At 63.1% G+C, this 14,205-nt stretch carries 10 protein-coding genes; 5 read left to right on the top strand and 5 right to left on the bottom strand.

What is annotated here, in order from left to right:
• Positions 1-360: 360 nt before the first annotated feature.
• A complete protein-coding gene (locus EGJ86_RS17615; protein WP_125835996.1) occupies positions 361-2,532 on the bottom strand; it encodes a TonB-dependent siderophore receptor in 2,172 nt (723 codons plus the stop codon).
• 199 nt (positions 2,533-2,731) lie between these two features.
• On the opposite strand from EGJ86_RS17615, the gene EGJ86_RS17610 reads away from it, so the two are divergent.
• Both EGJ86_RS17610 and EGJ86_RS17605 read left to right on the top strand, forming a co-directional pair.
• A complete protein-coding gene (locus EGJ86_RS17610; protein WP_125835995.1) occupies positions 2,732-3,622 on the top strand; it encodes an NAD(P)-dependent oxidoreductase in 891 nt (296 codons plus the stop codon).
• Positions 3,619-4,404, top strand: a complete 786-nt coding sequence (locus EGJ86_RS17605; RefSeq protein ID WP_125835994.1) for a hydroxypyruvate isomerase family protein — start codon at positions 3,619-3,621, stop codon at positions 4,402-4,404. Before EGJ86_RS17610 ends, EGJ86_RS17605 begins: the two co-directional genes overlap by 4 nt.
• Before the next feature lie 138 nt (positions 4,405-4,542).
• Here the strand turns inward: EGJ86_RS17605 and EGJ86_RS17600 are convergent, their stop codons facing one another.
• Together EGJ86_RS17600 and EGJ86_RS17595 are read right to left on the bottom strand one after the other, a co-directional pair.
• Positions 4,543-6,723 (bottom strand): bifunctional diguanylate cyclase/phosphodiesterase, encoded by a 2,181-nt coding sequence (locus tag EGJ86_RS17600; RefSeq protein WP_125835993.1) that lies wholly within the window; start codon positions 6,721-6,723, stop codon positions 4,543-4,545.
• Between the two features lie 66 nt (positions 6,724-6,789).
• Positions 6,790-8,961 carry a hypothetical protein gene (locus tag EGJ86_RS17595; RefSeq protein WP_125835992.1) on the bottom strand — a complete coding sequence of 724 codons (2,172 nt, stop codon included), beginning with the start codon at positions 8,959-8,961 and terminating at the stop codon, positions 6,790-6,792.
• Between the two features lie 277 nt (positions 8,962-9,238).
• Here EGJ86_RS17595 and EGJ86_RS17590 point away from each other — a divergent pair, with 277 nt between their 5' ends.
• On the top strand, positions 9,239-10,564 hold the full coding sequence (locus EGJ86_RS17590) for an MFS transporter (protein WP_125835991.1): 1,326 nt from the start codon (positions 9,239-9,241) through the stop codon (positions 10,562-10,564).
• Positions 10,565-10,712: 148 nt separating this feature from the next.
• On the opposite strand, the gene EGJ86_RS17585 is transcribed toward EGJ86_RS17590, so the two are convergent.
• Positions 10,713-11,690, bottom strand: coding sequence for a zinc-dependent alcohol dehydrogenase family protein (locus EGJ86_RS17585; protein WP_125835990.1), 978 nt, complete (start codon positions 11,688-11,690; stop codon positions 10,713-10,715).
• Positions 11,691-11,861: 171 nt separating this feature from the next.
• Between EGJ86_RS17585 and EGJ86_RS17580 the strand changes: the two genes are divergently transcribed.
• Positions 11,862-12,563, top strand: a complete 702-nt coding sequence (locus EGJ86_RS17580; RefSeq protein WP_125835998.1) for an ABC transporter substrate-binding protein — start codon at positions 11,862-11,864, stop codon at positions 12,561-12,563.
• A gap of 83 nt (positions 12,564-12,646) precedes the next feature.
• Positions 12,647-13,792: a PQQ-dependent sugar dehydrogenase gene (locus tag EGJ86_RS17575; RefSeq protein WP_125835997.1), complete on the top strand. Its 1,146-nt coding sequence runs from the start codon at positions 12,647-12,649 to the stop codon at positions 13,790-13,792.
• Between the two features lie 46 nt (positions 13,793-13,838).
• On the opposite strand, the gene EGJ86_RS17570 is transcribed toward EGJ86_RS17575, so the two are convergent.
• A complete protein-coding gene (locus EGJ86_RS17570) occupies positions 13,839-14,030 on the bottom strand; it encodes a hypothetical protein (protein WP_003462311.1) in 192 nt (63 codons plus the stop codon).
• Between the last annotated feature and the right edge of the window lie 175 nt (positions 14,031-14,205).

The following is a 14,205-nucleotide window of genomic DNA, read 5'->3' as shown; positions in this document are numbered from 1 at the left end:
TTCGCCCCCGCGCTCACCGACAGAGTGATTCTGCCGGCAGCACGGGGAGGTCGCTACTTTTTCAACAGAATCGGCCGATAGCTGTCTATCATGCGGTCGTCCACACCCTGGCCATCATCCACGGCCAGCACCATCAAAGGCATGGCTAAGGCACTTTGTGACCAGTACGGTGCTGTCGGGGACGCGCCTCGGCACAGATGGTCGCGACTCCCAGCTTGCTTTGGTCGCCCAGAGGCTAATGGGGTTATTGCCGTTCAGGTCTGGGGTGTGGAATCTGTAGGGTCTTGATGCCGCCGCTACCAGAACGAAAAATGCCCCCGACGCTGGCGCATCGGGGGCCTCTGAGTGGCGCGCGAACAATCAGAACGCGGTTTGCACGCGCACGTAGAAGGTGCGGTAGGTGCCTTCCTCGGTCAGGCTGTTGCTTTCCAGCAGGCCATTGGCGCCGTAGGTCGTGGCGCGGCTGTCCTCGTTCTGGGCGAACAGGTTGAGCACCGACAGGTTGAGGCTGGTGTTCTCGCTGAGTTGGGTGCGCGCGGAGATATCGACACGGCCGACCGCATCCTGGTCGTTCTCTGCCGTCTGGCCCGAAGTCAGTCGATACTTCTGGTTGTAGCCGCTGTTCCAGTTGTAGTTGATGCCGAAGGTGGTGCGCAGGCTGGCCAGGTAGTAGTCGGCGCCGGCGTTGAACAGATAGTCCGGCTGATCGAGGAAGCGTCGGGTTTCACCAGTGGCTTCGCTCTTCAGGCGGGTGTGCACGGCGGTGGCGTTGGACCATAGCGTCAGTTGCGGCAAGCCGAGCACATCCATTGGCGCGCGTGCTTCCAGTTCCAGGCCGCTGGCCTGGCCGTCGCCGGCGTTCTCCGGGCGGCTCAGCCAGCGGCCGTTGTTCTGCTCGCTGAGCACGTTTTCGATCTTGTCACTGAACTGGCGGTGGAACAGGTTGGCCGAGAGCAGGCCACGCTGGTCGTTGAAGAAGTGATCCAGCCCCAGGTCGACGCCCCAGATGGACTCTGGTGTCATCCCCGGGTTGCCACCGGTATCGGGCCGGGCCAGGGTGCCGGAGTCAGTGGTGACGGTCGGGCTCAGCTCGCGCAGATCGGGCCGGCGCAGCGTGCGGGCGATACCCAGGCGCCAGTCGGTGTTGGCACTGAGATGGCCGAGGTAGCTGATCGACGGTAGGGGGCTGAGCTTGCTGGTCTGCTGCTTGGCGCCGTTGAAGTCGCGGGTGCGGGTGTGGGCGTCTTCCAGGCGCAGGCCGTAGGTCAGGCTGTCGCCCCAGGGCAGCAGCCAGGTGTCCTGGGCGAACAGGTGGGTGATGTCCTCACGGATCTGGTAGGTGCGCGCGGCATTGATGGGGCGGACCACGCCATTCTCGATGTTGCTGTTGTCTTCCTCGCGGGTCTCGCGACGTGCCCCGGCGCCCCATTCGAGGCTGTGGGCGTCGAGCAGCGTCTTGACCTTGAGGGTGGGCGAGACCGAGGTCATGTGGATGTTCTCGTCACGCAGGCGCGTGCGATCCAGGGTGCCGTTGGCCCGGTAGCGTTTGGCGTCGCGGGTGGTGTCCTCGTCGGCCTTCTGCAAGTCGAGGCTCAGCAGCAGCTCGGTGTCATCGCTCCACTGGTGCGTCCAGTCGCTGAGCAGAGCCAGGTTGGTACGCTTGCGTTCGCGGTCCTCGAACTCGGTACGACGCACCGCGTTCTGCGCAGTTTCCAGTTCGGCGGCGATGTCGTCGCGGTACTCGGTGGTCTTCAGGTAATCGAGCTGGAAGTTCAGGCGGTTGTCGTCGTTCAGGCGCAGCTCCAGCGACGGCAGGAAGTTGCCCTGCTCGAAGCGGCGCTCGTTGATGCCCAGTTCACCGCCATTGGCGCCGCTGTTGCTGAACACCAGCGAGTCCTTGCTTTCGTTGCGGCGCTGCAATTGCACGCCGCCGGCCAGGTTCAGCGTGACGTTGTCGTTGCCCAGGCTGTAGAAGACGGTGGCATCCCCCAGGCCACCGTTGCTTTCCATATGCCCGGCACCGATGCCGATCTCGCCATTACCGCTCTTGGCGCGTTGCTTGAGAATGATATTGACGGTACCTGCAGCGCCCTGGCCCTCCTGGCTGGCCAGTGGCGAGCGGATGATCTCCACGCGCTCGACCAGCGAGCTGGGGATGCGATCCAGCTGCACGCTGCGCTTGGAGTTGGCATCGAGGATGCGTCGGCCATTGACCAACACCTGCGCATACTCCGGGCCGATGCCGCGCAGTTGCACTTCACGGGCACGGTTGGCGCCGGCGAAGGAGACGCCGACCAGACGGCGAAGGGCATCGCCCAGCGGCTGATCGCCAAACTGGTTGAGTTGCTCGGCCTCGATCACCGTTTTCGAATTGCTCGCATTGCGTCTTTCCGCGTGGGCGCGCTGCACGGCGTCCTCGATGGGGGCGCTGGAGATTTCCATGGCTTCCAGGCTGATGACTTGGGCAGCAAGCGGTGCGCTGCAGCTGGCGAGCAGAAGGCCCAGCAGAGCGTTCTTATTCCTGTTGTGCATGATGGCTCTTATCGTTTCAGATTTAATTAATGATAATTATTACTAAATGTATAAATCAATCATGCGCATAAGTATTTTGTGAGGAGGCGGGCTGAGGTCTGTGGCCGAGATCGCGGGACTGATCGATGAAAGCTCCAGACGAAGCCCCCGTCGCGGTTAGTATTGGCTGATCGATTTTTCACTGCCTCTGGAGCCTTGTATGACCGCTTCACTGCCTGCCATCGCCTTCGCCGGTATCGGCCTGATGGGTCTGCCGATGACCCGTCGCCTGCTCGCTGCCGGCTACCCGCTGACCCTCTGGAACCGCACGCCGGACAAATGCACGTCGCTGCTGGAGCAGGGCGCGCACCGCGTGGAAAACCCTGCCGATCTGTGCCGCGATGCCAATGTGGTGATGCTGTGCCTGGCCAATACCGAGGTGGTACGCGAGGTGGTATTTGGTCCGGGTGGGATCGTCGAAGGGGCAAGGCCGGGGCAGCTGCTGGTGGATTTCTCCAGCCTGGAGCCGGCTGCTACCCGTGAGATGGCCGCTGAGCTGGAAGCGCGCACCGGTATGCGCTGGGGGGATGCGCCGGTTTCCGGCGGTACGCCAGGGGCCGAGGCCGGTACCTTGGCGATCATGGCCGGTGGTCGCGAAGAGGACGTGGAGCGTATACGCCCGATTCTCGCGCACCTGGGCCAGCGCCTGACGCGTATGGGCGAGGTCGGCGCGGGGCAGGTGACCAAGGTGTGCAATCAGATGATCGTCGCCTGTAACGCCCTGGTGATCGCCGAAGTGGTGGCGTTGGCCGAGCGCTCTGGCGTCGATGCCAGCCTGATCGCTCCAGCACTGGCCGGTGGTTTCGCCGACTCCAAACCGTTGCAGATTCTGGCGCCGCAGATGGCTGCCAGCCAGTTCGAGCCGATCAAGTGGCACGTGCGCACGCTGCTAAAGGACCTCGATACGGCGGTCAAACTGTCCCGCGAGCAGGGCAGCGCCACGCCCATGAGCGGCCTGGCCGCACAGTTGATGCGCCTGCACGGCAGCCAGGGCAATCTGGAGCGCGACCCAGCTACCCTGGTGGAAATGTTGCGGGAGCAATGCCCATGAAGATCGTTGCCAACCTGTCCATGCTGTTCACCGAGCTGCCACTGCGCGAGCGTGTGCTGGCGGCAATGACGGCGGGTTTCGAGGGTGTGGAAATTCAGTTCCCCTATGAATTGCCAGCGGTCGCGCTGAAAGAGGTGCTGGAGTTGACCGCGCTGCCGTTGGTGCTGATCAACGTGCCTGCGGGCGATCTGATGACCGGTGGTCCCGGCCTGGCCAGTGTGCCGGCGCGACAGGTGGAGTTCGACACCGCGTTGCAGGAGGCGCTGACCTACGCTGCCATGGCGCGCCCGGCCTGCATCAACGTGCTGCCCGGTCGCCTGGCTGAAGGCGTGAGTCGCGAGCAAGCGCTGGATTGTCTGGTCGCCAACCTGCGCAAGAGCGCCGAGGCCTTCGCGGCGCTGGGCATTCGCGTGCTGGTGGAGGCGATCAACCCCATCGATATGCCAGGCTTCCTGATCAATACGCCGGAGGATCTGGATGCGCTGCTGCGCGCGGTGGATCACCCGAATCTGGCGGCGCAGTACGATCTCTACCACATGGCGCGCCAGGGAATCGATGTAGCGGCAGGCATGCGCATGCTTGCTGGACGCATCGGCCATGTGCAGTTCGCCGATATGCCGGGGCGCGGTGCGCCAGGTACGGGTGAGTTGGCCTTTCCGGCGCTGCTCGGTGCGTTACGTGACAGCGGCTACAACGGCTGGCTGGGCGCCGAGTACAAACCGGGCGAGGTGGGCACGCAGGCCAGCCTCGGCTGGTTGGCGCAATGGCAGCAGCGCGCATAGGGGCGCTGGGCGGGACCGGCGATGGGTGTTTGGCTCGATGCGCATGGTGCAACCTACGGCGTATCGGCGTATCGGCGTATCGGCGTATCGCGGTTCGGGTAGGGTGCGCCGCGCGCACCAGATGTTTGCCTCAGGATCCTAGAACCGCGTGCCGACCCGTTCCAGCGGCCGGTAATGCGGTGGGAAGAGGGCGACGATTTCCTCCAGCGGTACTGGTTTGCTGAACAGATAACCCTGCACCTGATCGCAGTCGAGCTCCTGCAGGAACGCCAGCTGTTCGGCGGTTTCCACGCCTTCGGCAACGACCTTCAGGTGCAGGGCGTGGGCCATGGCGATGATGGCGTGGACGATCTCGCGGTCCTGACTGGAATGGGCGACGTCCTGGATGAACGAGCGGTCGACCTTCAGCGTATCCAGCGGTAAGCGGCGCAGGTAGGCGAGCGAGGAATAGCCGGTGCCGAAGTCGTCGATGGACAGGCTGACGCCCAGCGCGCGAATGTTTTCCAGCAGGCCGATGGCGCGGTTGATGTTGCTCAGCAGCGCGCTTTCGGTCACCTCCAGTTCCAGGCAGTGAGCGGGGCAACGGGTCGCGTTCAACAACTGCTCGATGCGCCCGGGTAACTGATCGTTGGCCAGGTTCAGGGCCGAGCAGTTGACCGCGATCTTCAGCCCGGGATAGCCCATGTGATCGAGGCTGTTGAGGTCCAGGCAGGCGCGGCGCAGCACCCAGTTGTCGAGCACGTCGATGAAACCGTTAGCCTCGGCGATGCCAATGAAGCGTTCAGGGGTGAGCAGGCCATGCTGCGGGTGATGCCAGCGCACCAGGGCTTCGAGCTTGCTCAGCGCGCCGCTGCGCAGATCGATGATCGGCTGGTAGTAGAGAATCAGCCCGTCGTCCTGTTGCAACGCCTGGCGCAGGTCTTCTTCAAGTTGCAGTTCGTACGAGGCTTTCTGCTTCAGGTGCGGGTTGAAGAAGTGCACCACATTGCGGCCGCTGCCTTTGGATTGATACAGCGCCAGATCGGCATGTTTGAGTAGTTCGTCGGCGCTGCTGCCGTCCTGTGGGAACAGGCTGATGCCGACGCTGGTGGTCATCACGATCTTGCGCCCGGCCAGGCCAATTGGCTCCTTCATGTGCTCCAGCATGCGCGCTGCCAGGGCGCGTGGGTCGGCGGTGCTGTCGAGGCTGGCGACCACGCAGAACTCGTCGCCGCCGAAGCGCGCGATGATGTCGCGCTCACGCAACGCGCTGCGGATGCGCTGTGCCACCACGCGCAGTAGCTCGTCGCCGGCATCGTGGCCAAGGCTGTCGTTGATGCGCTTGAAATGATCGACATCGAGAAACATCACCGCCAGGCTGCGGCCGGTCACCGCGTGCTCCTCCAGCGTGGCAGCGAATACCCTGTTGAAGCCGCGGCGGTTGAGCAGCTCGGTCAGTGGGTCAAAATGTGCCACTTGCTCCAGCGAGGCCTTGGCCTGATCGAGCTGCACCAGCAAGGTGTTGACCCGCTGCAGGTCGCGCTCCTTGTCGTCGAGCTTGCGCCCGATCCAGGCTGCGGCCAGGCTCAGGCTGAGAATCAGCAGGGTGATGGAGGCGACGATCAGCACCAGTTGTACGCTGTTGTCGGCGCTGCGCAATTGCAGTGCGGTTCCGTCTGGCACCACCAGGTTGAGCGCGGCCATGCCGGTGTAGTGCATCGAGGCGATGGCGGCGCCCATCACCAGCGCTGCCGAATATTTCATCCAGCGCTGTCGACGCGGCGAGCCGTGGCGTACGTAACGGTTGAGCAGCAGCGCGGCGAAGCTGGCGCTGATGGCGATCACGATGGACAGGGTGAACAGGCCGCCGTGGTAGTAGGCCTGAGCATCCGAGCGGATCGCCGCCATACCGCTGTAGTGCATGGCGCTGATACCCAGGCCGATGATGCTGGCGGCCAGCAGCTGTCGGCTCAGGCCGGGGCGCGGCATGACCATGTAATAAACGGCGAGAAGGGCAGCGGCCAGGGCCACCAACAGCGACAGCACCGTGGTGGCAAGGTCGTAGCGAATGGCGACAGGTGCCTGGAACGCCAGCATGCCGATGAAGTGCATGGACCAGATGGCACCCGCCAGGCACAGCCCGCCGAGCAGGCCCCAGACCTGGCGCATGCTGCGCCGTTGCACCTGATCGAGGTGCTTGGTGATGGTCAGCGTGCTGAGGCTGCCAACGCTGGCGATGACGCATGACAGTGCCACCAGCCAGGGATCGTGTTCGCAATTGAGCAGGAGCTGGCCCTGCTCGGGTAGGTCGGCGAGAAAGCGGATCGACAGTCCTTCCATAGCCATCTCCCGCCTAGCGGCAGTGTAAGTGCCCTAGTCAGTGAAGCACAGGCACGCTCGTACCACCTATTTTCCGTAATCGTTGAGCGAGATCACCCGGGTCTTGCCGATGCGGTGGCGATAGATTTCGCGCAGGTACTTGATCGCCTGTTTGACGCTTTCGCGCGACAGGCGAATGTCGTTGATCGAGACGAACTTCTCGGCGTCGTGGATCAGCTCGCGGTACTTCTTCTCGTACATCGGTTTGATCGCGTACCAGTTGGTGTCGAGGATCTTCGCCGGGTCTTCGTGCTCGTTGAGCATGGCGTCGAGCTGCGCTTCGTTGAAGCGCTCGGAGACGATGAAGTCGAGCATGGCGTCGTCCAGGCTGTCGTCGAAGCGGTACTGGTCGCGGCCGAAGCAGCGCTTGATGTAGGCGACGATCAGGGTCAGGAAGTCGTCCGACAGGCACGGGCTCTTGACGATCAGGGTGGTCAGCGAGAGGTTGGCCGAGGCGCCGATCACCAGTGCGTAGCGCTTGAGCGTGGTGTTGGGGAAGAGGTTGTTGAGGTGGGTCTTGAGCCGGTTCAGGTCCATGTAGGACAGCTTGTAGTCCTTGGGCAGGGAGACGATCGAGACCACCGAGGAGCAGTTCTTGAAGAAGTGCAGGTCGCTCAGTTGCGTGGCGTCGTAGCCGCTGGACTTGTACTGCTCCAGCGCCTGGCGATAGCGCTTGGACTCGATCGGCAGCAGGCTGATGCCCTCGATGGCCTGAGTGACCTTGTTGAAGTGCGGCAGGTCGATGGAGCGGAAGAACAGGTCGTCGATGTTCAGCCGTGGCGGGCTCTGTTCCTTGTCCAGTACGCGGAATTTCTCCGACAGCTGGGCATGCTGTTCGGGCACCACGGATTCGGCGTAAGCCACGGCCACCGGGCCGGCCAGGCTCATGAACAGGTCGTTGGCGTCGAGGCGGATGGTCTCGCCGATGTCGATGCCGGCGCGGCGGAAGTAGTTCTGGTCGTAGTCGCTGGTCACCGCCTGGGCAGTGAGGATGTTGAAGATCTGCTGCGAGATGTACTGGTTGGCGTGGCGCTCCATGGCGGTCACGTCGATGTTGTGGATGCTGCCGTCACCGCTCTCTTCGGCGTAACGCATGATGTCGTTGGAAATGAGCATCATCGCGTTCCATGGGCGGATGCGGCGCATCACGCTTTCGGCGCTGTTCTGCTCGTTGTCGAAGTTGTAGGAGAAATCCCATTCCTCGGCCAGGTACTTGCACAGCAGGCGGCCGGCGTTGATGTGCAGGGCTTCGGACATCTCGCTGCGCTGGTCGGAAATGTTCGGCAGGATGCAGATGCCACTGGTGAAGATCGGCTCGAAGACGAAACCACGTTCGCGTTCGGCCTCGCCATCGTCCGGCGTCTTGCTGTCGAAGGTCTTGCTCATGTAGGCGAACTGCTGCGCCAGGCCGAACTCCGAGGCCATGCCCGAGCCGGTGCCGCCGCCAGCACTGAAAATGTAGAAGTACAGCCGCGATTGGTTGGCCTTGATCCCGCAGGAGTCGATCAGGTAGCTGTGGATGAACTTCCAGTCTTCGTTGGAGAAGCGCTGGGTGTCCTTGTTGAGGATGATCTTGGCCAGATACTGACCAAGGATCGGCGCGTTGCCGGCACCGCCGGCATGCACCTCGGACAGGTCCATGATTTTCATCTTGCTGTAATCGTCGAGAAACCCACTCATCTCGCCCTTGCGCGAGAAGCGGATGCGCCCGGCGATGTCCTTGTCCAGGTCGCCGAGCATCACCAGCGGTTCGATGAGGAATACCGGCTTGCTGCGTTTGCTCGGGGTGCGCAGCAGGTTGCTGCGAATCCAGCGGCTGGGGCGTGAGGCCTGCTCGATGGCGGCGGTGGCTTCGCTGTGAAACTCTTCCAGATAGAACTGCCGGGCGTTGTAGACCAGCGAGGCGACGTCCAGGGCGATGTTCGAGCCGCAGCGGCCAAGGCCGATCAGGCACACCGAAGGAAATTGCTGGATACGGCTCGACTCGCCCTCGTCCAGTGGTTCAGCCAGCGGGAAGACCATGTTGCGCAGGCCGTCGAGGTTATCGAGGATGCGTTCGATATCGCGTTCGGTGAAATACAGATACTGCTCGCCGGTTTCACTCAACACCGGCAGCGCGGGCGGCGCCAGCAGGTTATCGGCGATATCGGCCAGTGTGGCTTCCTTGGCGGGGGCTACGGCGTCTTTTTTTGTTTTCATCGGTGACAGTCCGGGCGAGTCAGTGGGGTGTTGGCCATTGGCCATAAAATGACCAACCCCATTGGTTCTAGCACGGAAAAAAGCACTTTGCCTTATTACCGCCGGATATTAGGCAGATTGGCATCCAATGCCATCGATTTGCATAAACCAAGCAAATGGTCGCAGACAAAACCGGGCAGAGCCTCTAGATTGCGCATCACCCAGCGTTCGGTGGGTGGTGCCAAGGTAGGTGCCACCGCAGTAGGCCGCACGCGGACAACAAAAAGGAAACCTTGTCGTGCAGCCCCATCAGCAAGCCTCGAATGCCTGGCGCATTCTTTTCCTGCTTTTCCTGGCCAACCTGTTCAACTTCTTCGATCGCACCATCCCTGCCATCATCATCGAGCCGATCCGCCTGGAGTGGAGCCTGAGCGACCTGCAGCTCGGCCTTATCGGCACCGCCTTCACCATCGTCTACGCCCTGGCCGGCATTCCGCTCGGGCGTATGGCCGACACCGGTGCACGGCGCAAGATCATGGGTTGGGGCCTGGCGGCCTGGAGCGGCTTGACCGCGCTCAACGGCATGGCCTGGAATTTCTGGAGCTTCCTGCTGATTCGCATGGGCGTCGGTATCGGTGAGGCCAGCTACGCGCCGGCGGCCAACTCGCTGATCGGCGACCTGTTCCCGGCGCACAAGCGCTCACGGGCCATGGGCATCTTCATGCTCGGCCTGCCGCTGGGCCTGCTGCTGGCATTCTTCACCATCGGCGCCATGGTGCAGGCCTTCGGCAGTTGGCGTGCGCCGTTTCTGATCGCTGCGGTGCCGGGGTTGATCCTGGCGCTGTTCCTGTTCTTCATCCGCGAGCCGGCGCGTGGTGCGGCGGAGGCCGTACGCGTCAGCAGCGCACCGGTGGACAAGCCACTGCGCAAGGTACTGGCGATCCGCACTTTCTGGTGGCTGGTGCTGGCCGGGCTGGCGTTCAACTTCGCTTCTTATGCCTGCAACTCCTTCATGGTGCCGATGTTGCAGCGCTATTTCGGCCTGGGCCTGCAGAATGCAGCCATGGCCACCGGGGTGATCGTCGGGCTTACCGGCCTGGTCGGCCTGACGGCTGGGGGCTGGGTCGCCGACAAGGTGCATCAGCGCTGGGGTAATGGCCGACTGCTGTTCGTGGCTTTCAGCATGCTGGTGGCTTGTATCTGCACTGGTTGGGCGCTAAGCGCCGGGCGGATCGAGACGGCTGTGTTCGTCGGGGTGTTCAGCCTGGGCTGGCTGTTCTCCTACAACTTCTATACCTGCGTCTACACGGCGATTCAGGACGTGATCGAGCCGCGCTTGCGGGCGACTGCCATGGCGTTGTTCTTCGCCGGTTTGTATCTGCTGGGTGGCGGGCTCGGCCCACTGGCAGTGGGTTGGCTGTCGGACCATTACGCGCAAGCGGCGATGCAGGCAGCGGGTGCCAGCGAGATGAACGAGGCGTTCAAGGCCGTCGGGCTGCATGACGCCATGATTCTGATTCCGGTAGCGCTGTTTCTTACACTGCTGGCGTTGCTGCAGGCGGCGCGTTGCTTCCAGCGTGATGCGCTACGCATGCGTGAGGGACTGGCTGCTGCTGTGGCGTGATGGTTAGGCGGTGCGCAAGGCACACCCCACGGTTTCGGTGTGAAACCGTGGGGTGGTACATCCGCCAGAGCGGTGGATCGGTAAAGCGTGATCCACCCAACGGTGCTGCGGAGGTAGGGTGCGCCATGCGCACCCATTGCTGCAGACCTCAGGGCACCAGCAGAATCTTGCCATCACGCTCGCCGCTGGCGGCAGCGGCTACGGCCTCCTTGATGTGCTCCAGGTCGTAGGTGGCTGCGACGCGGGTCTTCAGTTTGCCGCTGGCGATCAGTTGCACCAGCTCGCCGAACACCTTCATCTGTTGCGCCGGGCTGGCCTGCTGGAACCACTTGGCCAGCCAGAAACCGCGCAGGGTCACATCACGGAACACGAAGGAGGCCGGCGATACCTGGCAGGCCTGGCCACTCATCATGCCGTAGTTCACCAGCACGCCGCCGTTGGCCAGGGCCGCTGCCAGGTTGTCGGTGCTGACGCCGCCGACCGCGTCGATACCCAGGCGAACTTCAGCGCCGCCCGTGGCTGCGCGCACGCGCTTGGCCAGGTCCGGGCCATCGACCAGCACCAGGTCACCGCCCTCGGCCTCGACACCGGCAATGGCCGAATCACGGCGCACCACGTTGATGGTCTTGAAACCGCGCAGCTTGGCCAGTTGGATCAGGTAGCTGCCGACACCCGAGTTGGCGGCGTTCTGGATCACCCAGTCGCCCGGCTTGAGGTCGACGAACTCGCTGAGCAGCAGCGAGGCGGTGGGCGGGTTGACGGTAAGCATGGCCAGTTGCAGCGGGTCGGCATCCGGCAGCGGGATGAGTTTCTCGGCCGGGGCGTTCAAGGCCGTGACCCAGGTACCGCAGCCGACCGGCAGCAGCACGGTCTGGCCGACCTTGAAGTTGCTGACGCCTTCACCGAGCGCCTCGACCTTGCCGACGCCTTCGTTACCGCCCACGGCCGGCAGTGGCGGCAGCATGCCGTAGGCGCCGGTCAGGGTCAGTACGTCGGACGGGTTGATCGGTGCAGCCAACACCTTTACCCGCACCTGCCCGGCAGCGGGCTCCGGCAGCTGCAGTGCCACTGCGCTGATCACATCCTGCGGCACCGGGCCGCGCTGTTGGTATTCGGCTTTGAGCATGGTCTTGGTCTCCTGAAGGCAGGCGCAAAATGCGTGCAGCCAGTCTAGCCTCGATAGGGCAAAGCGGAATGAATCAGCCGGCATCTACTCTGGTTATGAAGGTGGTCAGGCGTCTATGCTCTGGCGGGTCCGATAACGAGGTAGACGATGGTCAGATGGTGGCTGGGATTGATGCTGGCGTGTCTGAGCGCGACGGTTGCGGCCGAGGTGCTGCATGTCGGCTTTGGTACGCACAAGCCGCCTTATGTCTACGAAGGTGAGCCGCGTGGCCTGGAGTATGAATTGGTGGAGCGTGCCGCGCGTAACGCCGGTTTTGAAGTGACCGCCTATTACGCGCCGATAGAGCGCCTGCACCTGATGCTACGCCGCGGTGAGATCGACGCCATCACCACTACCCACGAGCGCAGTGGCGTGCAGGCCTTCTATTCGGACGTCTACATCCATTACCAGAACGTGGCAGTGGCGCTGGCCAAGCGTGGTTATCACATCGAGCAGATCTCCGACCTCAGCCAGTACGCGGTCAGCGCCTTCCAGCGTGCGCGACTGCTGATGGGGCCCGAGTTCGAGCGCATGGCCATGAACAACCCGCGCTATCGCGAGGAGGCGCTGCAGATTAATCGCAACCGTCTGCTATACAGCGGCCGCACCGATGTGGTGGTGGGCGACGAGCGCATCATCCGCTACCTGGATCGCGAGGTGAACGACCAGGTCGACGTCACCCAGCCACTGGCCTGGTTCGAGATATTCCCGCCCACGCCATACAGCGTCGGCTTTCGCCGGGACGAACAACGTCGGCGCTTCGACGAGGGGCTACGCTTGCTGCGTGAGTCCGGCGAATACCAGCGCATCGAGCAGCGTTACCTGACGGACTGAAACCTGAGGAAACTTTTACGGGGCTGCCACGGTTGAGGGGCTGTTGCACTATTGCCGCTTGTCTGACGCCTGGAGACGCCATGATGCCGCGCCTGAAACCCCTCGCAGCCCTCGGTCTGGTCGCCCTGTTCGGTTACCAGTACAGCTTCGCCGAAGATCGGCAACTGAGCTCCGAGCTGGGGCCGCTGAACGTTCACACCGTCGCTGAAGGTCTGGCCAACCCCTGGGCCGTCGCCTTTCTACCAGAGGGGCAGGGCTATCTGGTGAGCGAGCGGCCAGGCGCCTTGCGCCGGGTAAGTGCCGAAGGCGAAGTATCCGAACCACTGCGCGGCGTGCCCAAGGTGTTCGCTGTTGGCCAGGGTGGCTTGCTCGACGTGGTGTTGTCGCCGGACTTCGCCAAGGATCGCCTGGTCTATCTGTCCTACGCCGAGGAGGGCGACGGCGCCGCAGGTACGGCGGTAGGGCGCGGCAAGCTGTCGGCCGATGCCACGGCTCTGGAAGGCTTCGAGGTGATCTTCCGCCAGCAACCCAAGCTGTCCAGCGGCACGCACTTCGGCTCGCGCCTGGTTTTCGACCGTGACGGCCATCTGTTCATCGCCCTGGGCGACAACAACAATCGCCCCACCGCGCAGGACCTCGACAAGCTGCAGGGCAAGCTGGTGCGGATCTTCCCGGACGGGCGCATTCCTGAGGACAACCCCTTCATCAGCCGCGACGGCGCGCGCGAGGAAATCTGGTCCTACGGCCATCGCAATCAGCAGGGCGCAGCACTCAATCCCTGGAGTGGCCGCTTGTGGACCCATGAGCACGGCCCGCGTGGTGGCGACGAAATCAACATTCCCGAGGCCGGCAAGAACTACGGCTGGCCGCTGGCGACCCATGGCATCAACTATTCGATGCTGGCGATTCCCGAGGCCAAGGGCAAAACCGTGGAGGGCACCGAACCGCCGCATCATGTCTGGGAAAAGTCACCGGCCATCAGCGGCATGGCCTTCTACGATGCCGAGCGTTTCCCGGCCTGGCAGCACAACCTGTTCATCGGCGCGCTCTCCGGTCAGGCGCTGATTCGCCTGCAGCTCGACGGCGACAAGATCACCCATGAGGAGCGGTTGCTGGAATCGCTGAACGCACGGGTACGCGACGTACGGCAGGGGCCGGACGGCTATATCTATGTGCTGACGGATGTGCCGAAAGGGCAGTTGCTGCGCCTGGGGCTGGCGAGCGAGTAAAGCAGGATGGGGAGAGGCTGGGTGCGCATCGGCGCACCCGAGGCGATCACTTCTTGCTGATGGTGATCTGGCGAGTGCCGCCGTAAGTCTGGCCGCTGACGCCCTTGGCGATCTGCTGGATCTCGCCGCCGCCCTGCAGGAAGGCAGCAATCTGCGCCTCGATGGACTCGCGGGTTTCCACGGCAGGGGCGGGTTTACTGACTTTGCTGGAGGAGGACTTCACGCGCAGAGTGGCCATGACCTTGATCTCTTTCAGATGGGCGGCCGGCCATTATGCCTCAAGCAGCCTCTTTCTGCTTGGTTAATCGCCATGATGAATACCATAACGCCGCGCATGGGCGGCTTTTCGCGACAATTTATGGCTTGTTTCCCAGTTACTTACGCCACCAGTCGACCGGCCGTCGATTCGCCAC

It is taken from the genome of Pseudomonas sp. o96-267, from assembly GCF_003935465.1.
Taxonomy (GTDB): Bacteria; Pseudomonadota; Gammaproteobacteria; order Pseudomonadales; family Pseudomonadaceae; genus Aquipseudomonas; species Aquipseudomonas sediminis.
Note: the sequence above shows the minus strand (reverse complement) of the source record. Positions and strands in the feature narration are given on the sequence as shown.

Excerpts from the sequence above, each read along its gene's own strand:
- EGJ86_RS17615 (WP_125835996.1), bottom strand. The coding sequence starts at position 2,532 with ATGCACAACAGGAATAAGAACGCTCTGCTGGGCCTTCTGCTCGCCAGC.
- EGJ86_RS17610 (WP_125835995.1), top strand. The coding sequence starts at position 2,732 with ATGACCGCTTCACTGCCTGCCATCGCCTTCGCCGGTATCGGCCTGATG.
- EGJ86_RS17605 (WP_125835994.1), top strand. The coding sequence starts at position 3,619 with ATGAAGATCGTTGCCAACCTGTCCATGCTGTTCACCGAGCTGCCACTG.
- EGJ86_RS17600 (WP_125835993.1), bottom strand. The coding sequence starts at position 6,723 with ATGGAAGGACTGTCGATCCGCTTTCTCGCCGACCTACCCGAGCAGGGC.
- EGJ86_RS17595 (WP_125835992.1), bottom strand. The coding sequence starts at position 8,961 with ATGAAAACAAAAAAAGACGCCGTAGCCCCCGCCAAGGAAGCCACACTG.
- EGJ86_RS17585 (WP_125835990.1), bottom strand. The coding sequence starts at position 11,690 with ATGCTCAAAGCCGAATACCAACAGCGCGGCCCGGTGCCGCAGGATGTG.
- EGJ86_RS17580 (WP_125835998.1), top strand. The coding sequence starts at position 11,862 with ATGCTGGCGTGTCTGAGCGCGACGGTTGCGGCCGAGGTGCTGCATGTC.
- EGJ86_RS17575 (WP_125835997.1), top strand. The coding sequence starts at position 12,647 with ATGCCGCGCCTGAAACCCCTCGCAGCCCTCGGTCTGGTCGCCCTGTTC.
- EGJ86_RS17570 (WP_003462311.1), bottom strand. The coding sequence starts at position 14,030 with ATGGCCACTCTGCGCGTGAAGTCCTCCTCCAGCAAAGTCAGTAAACCC.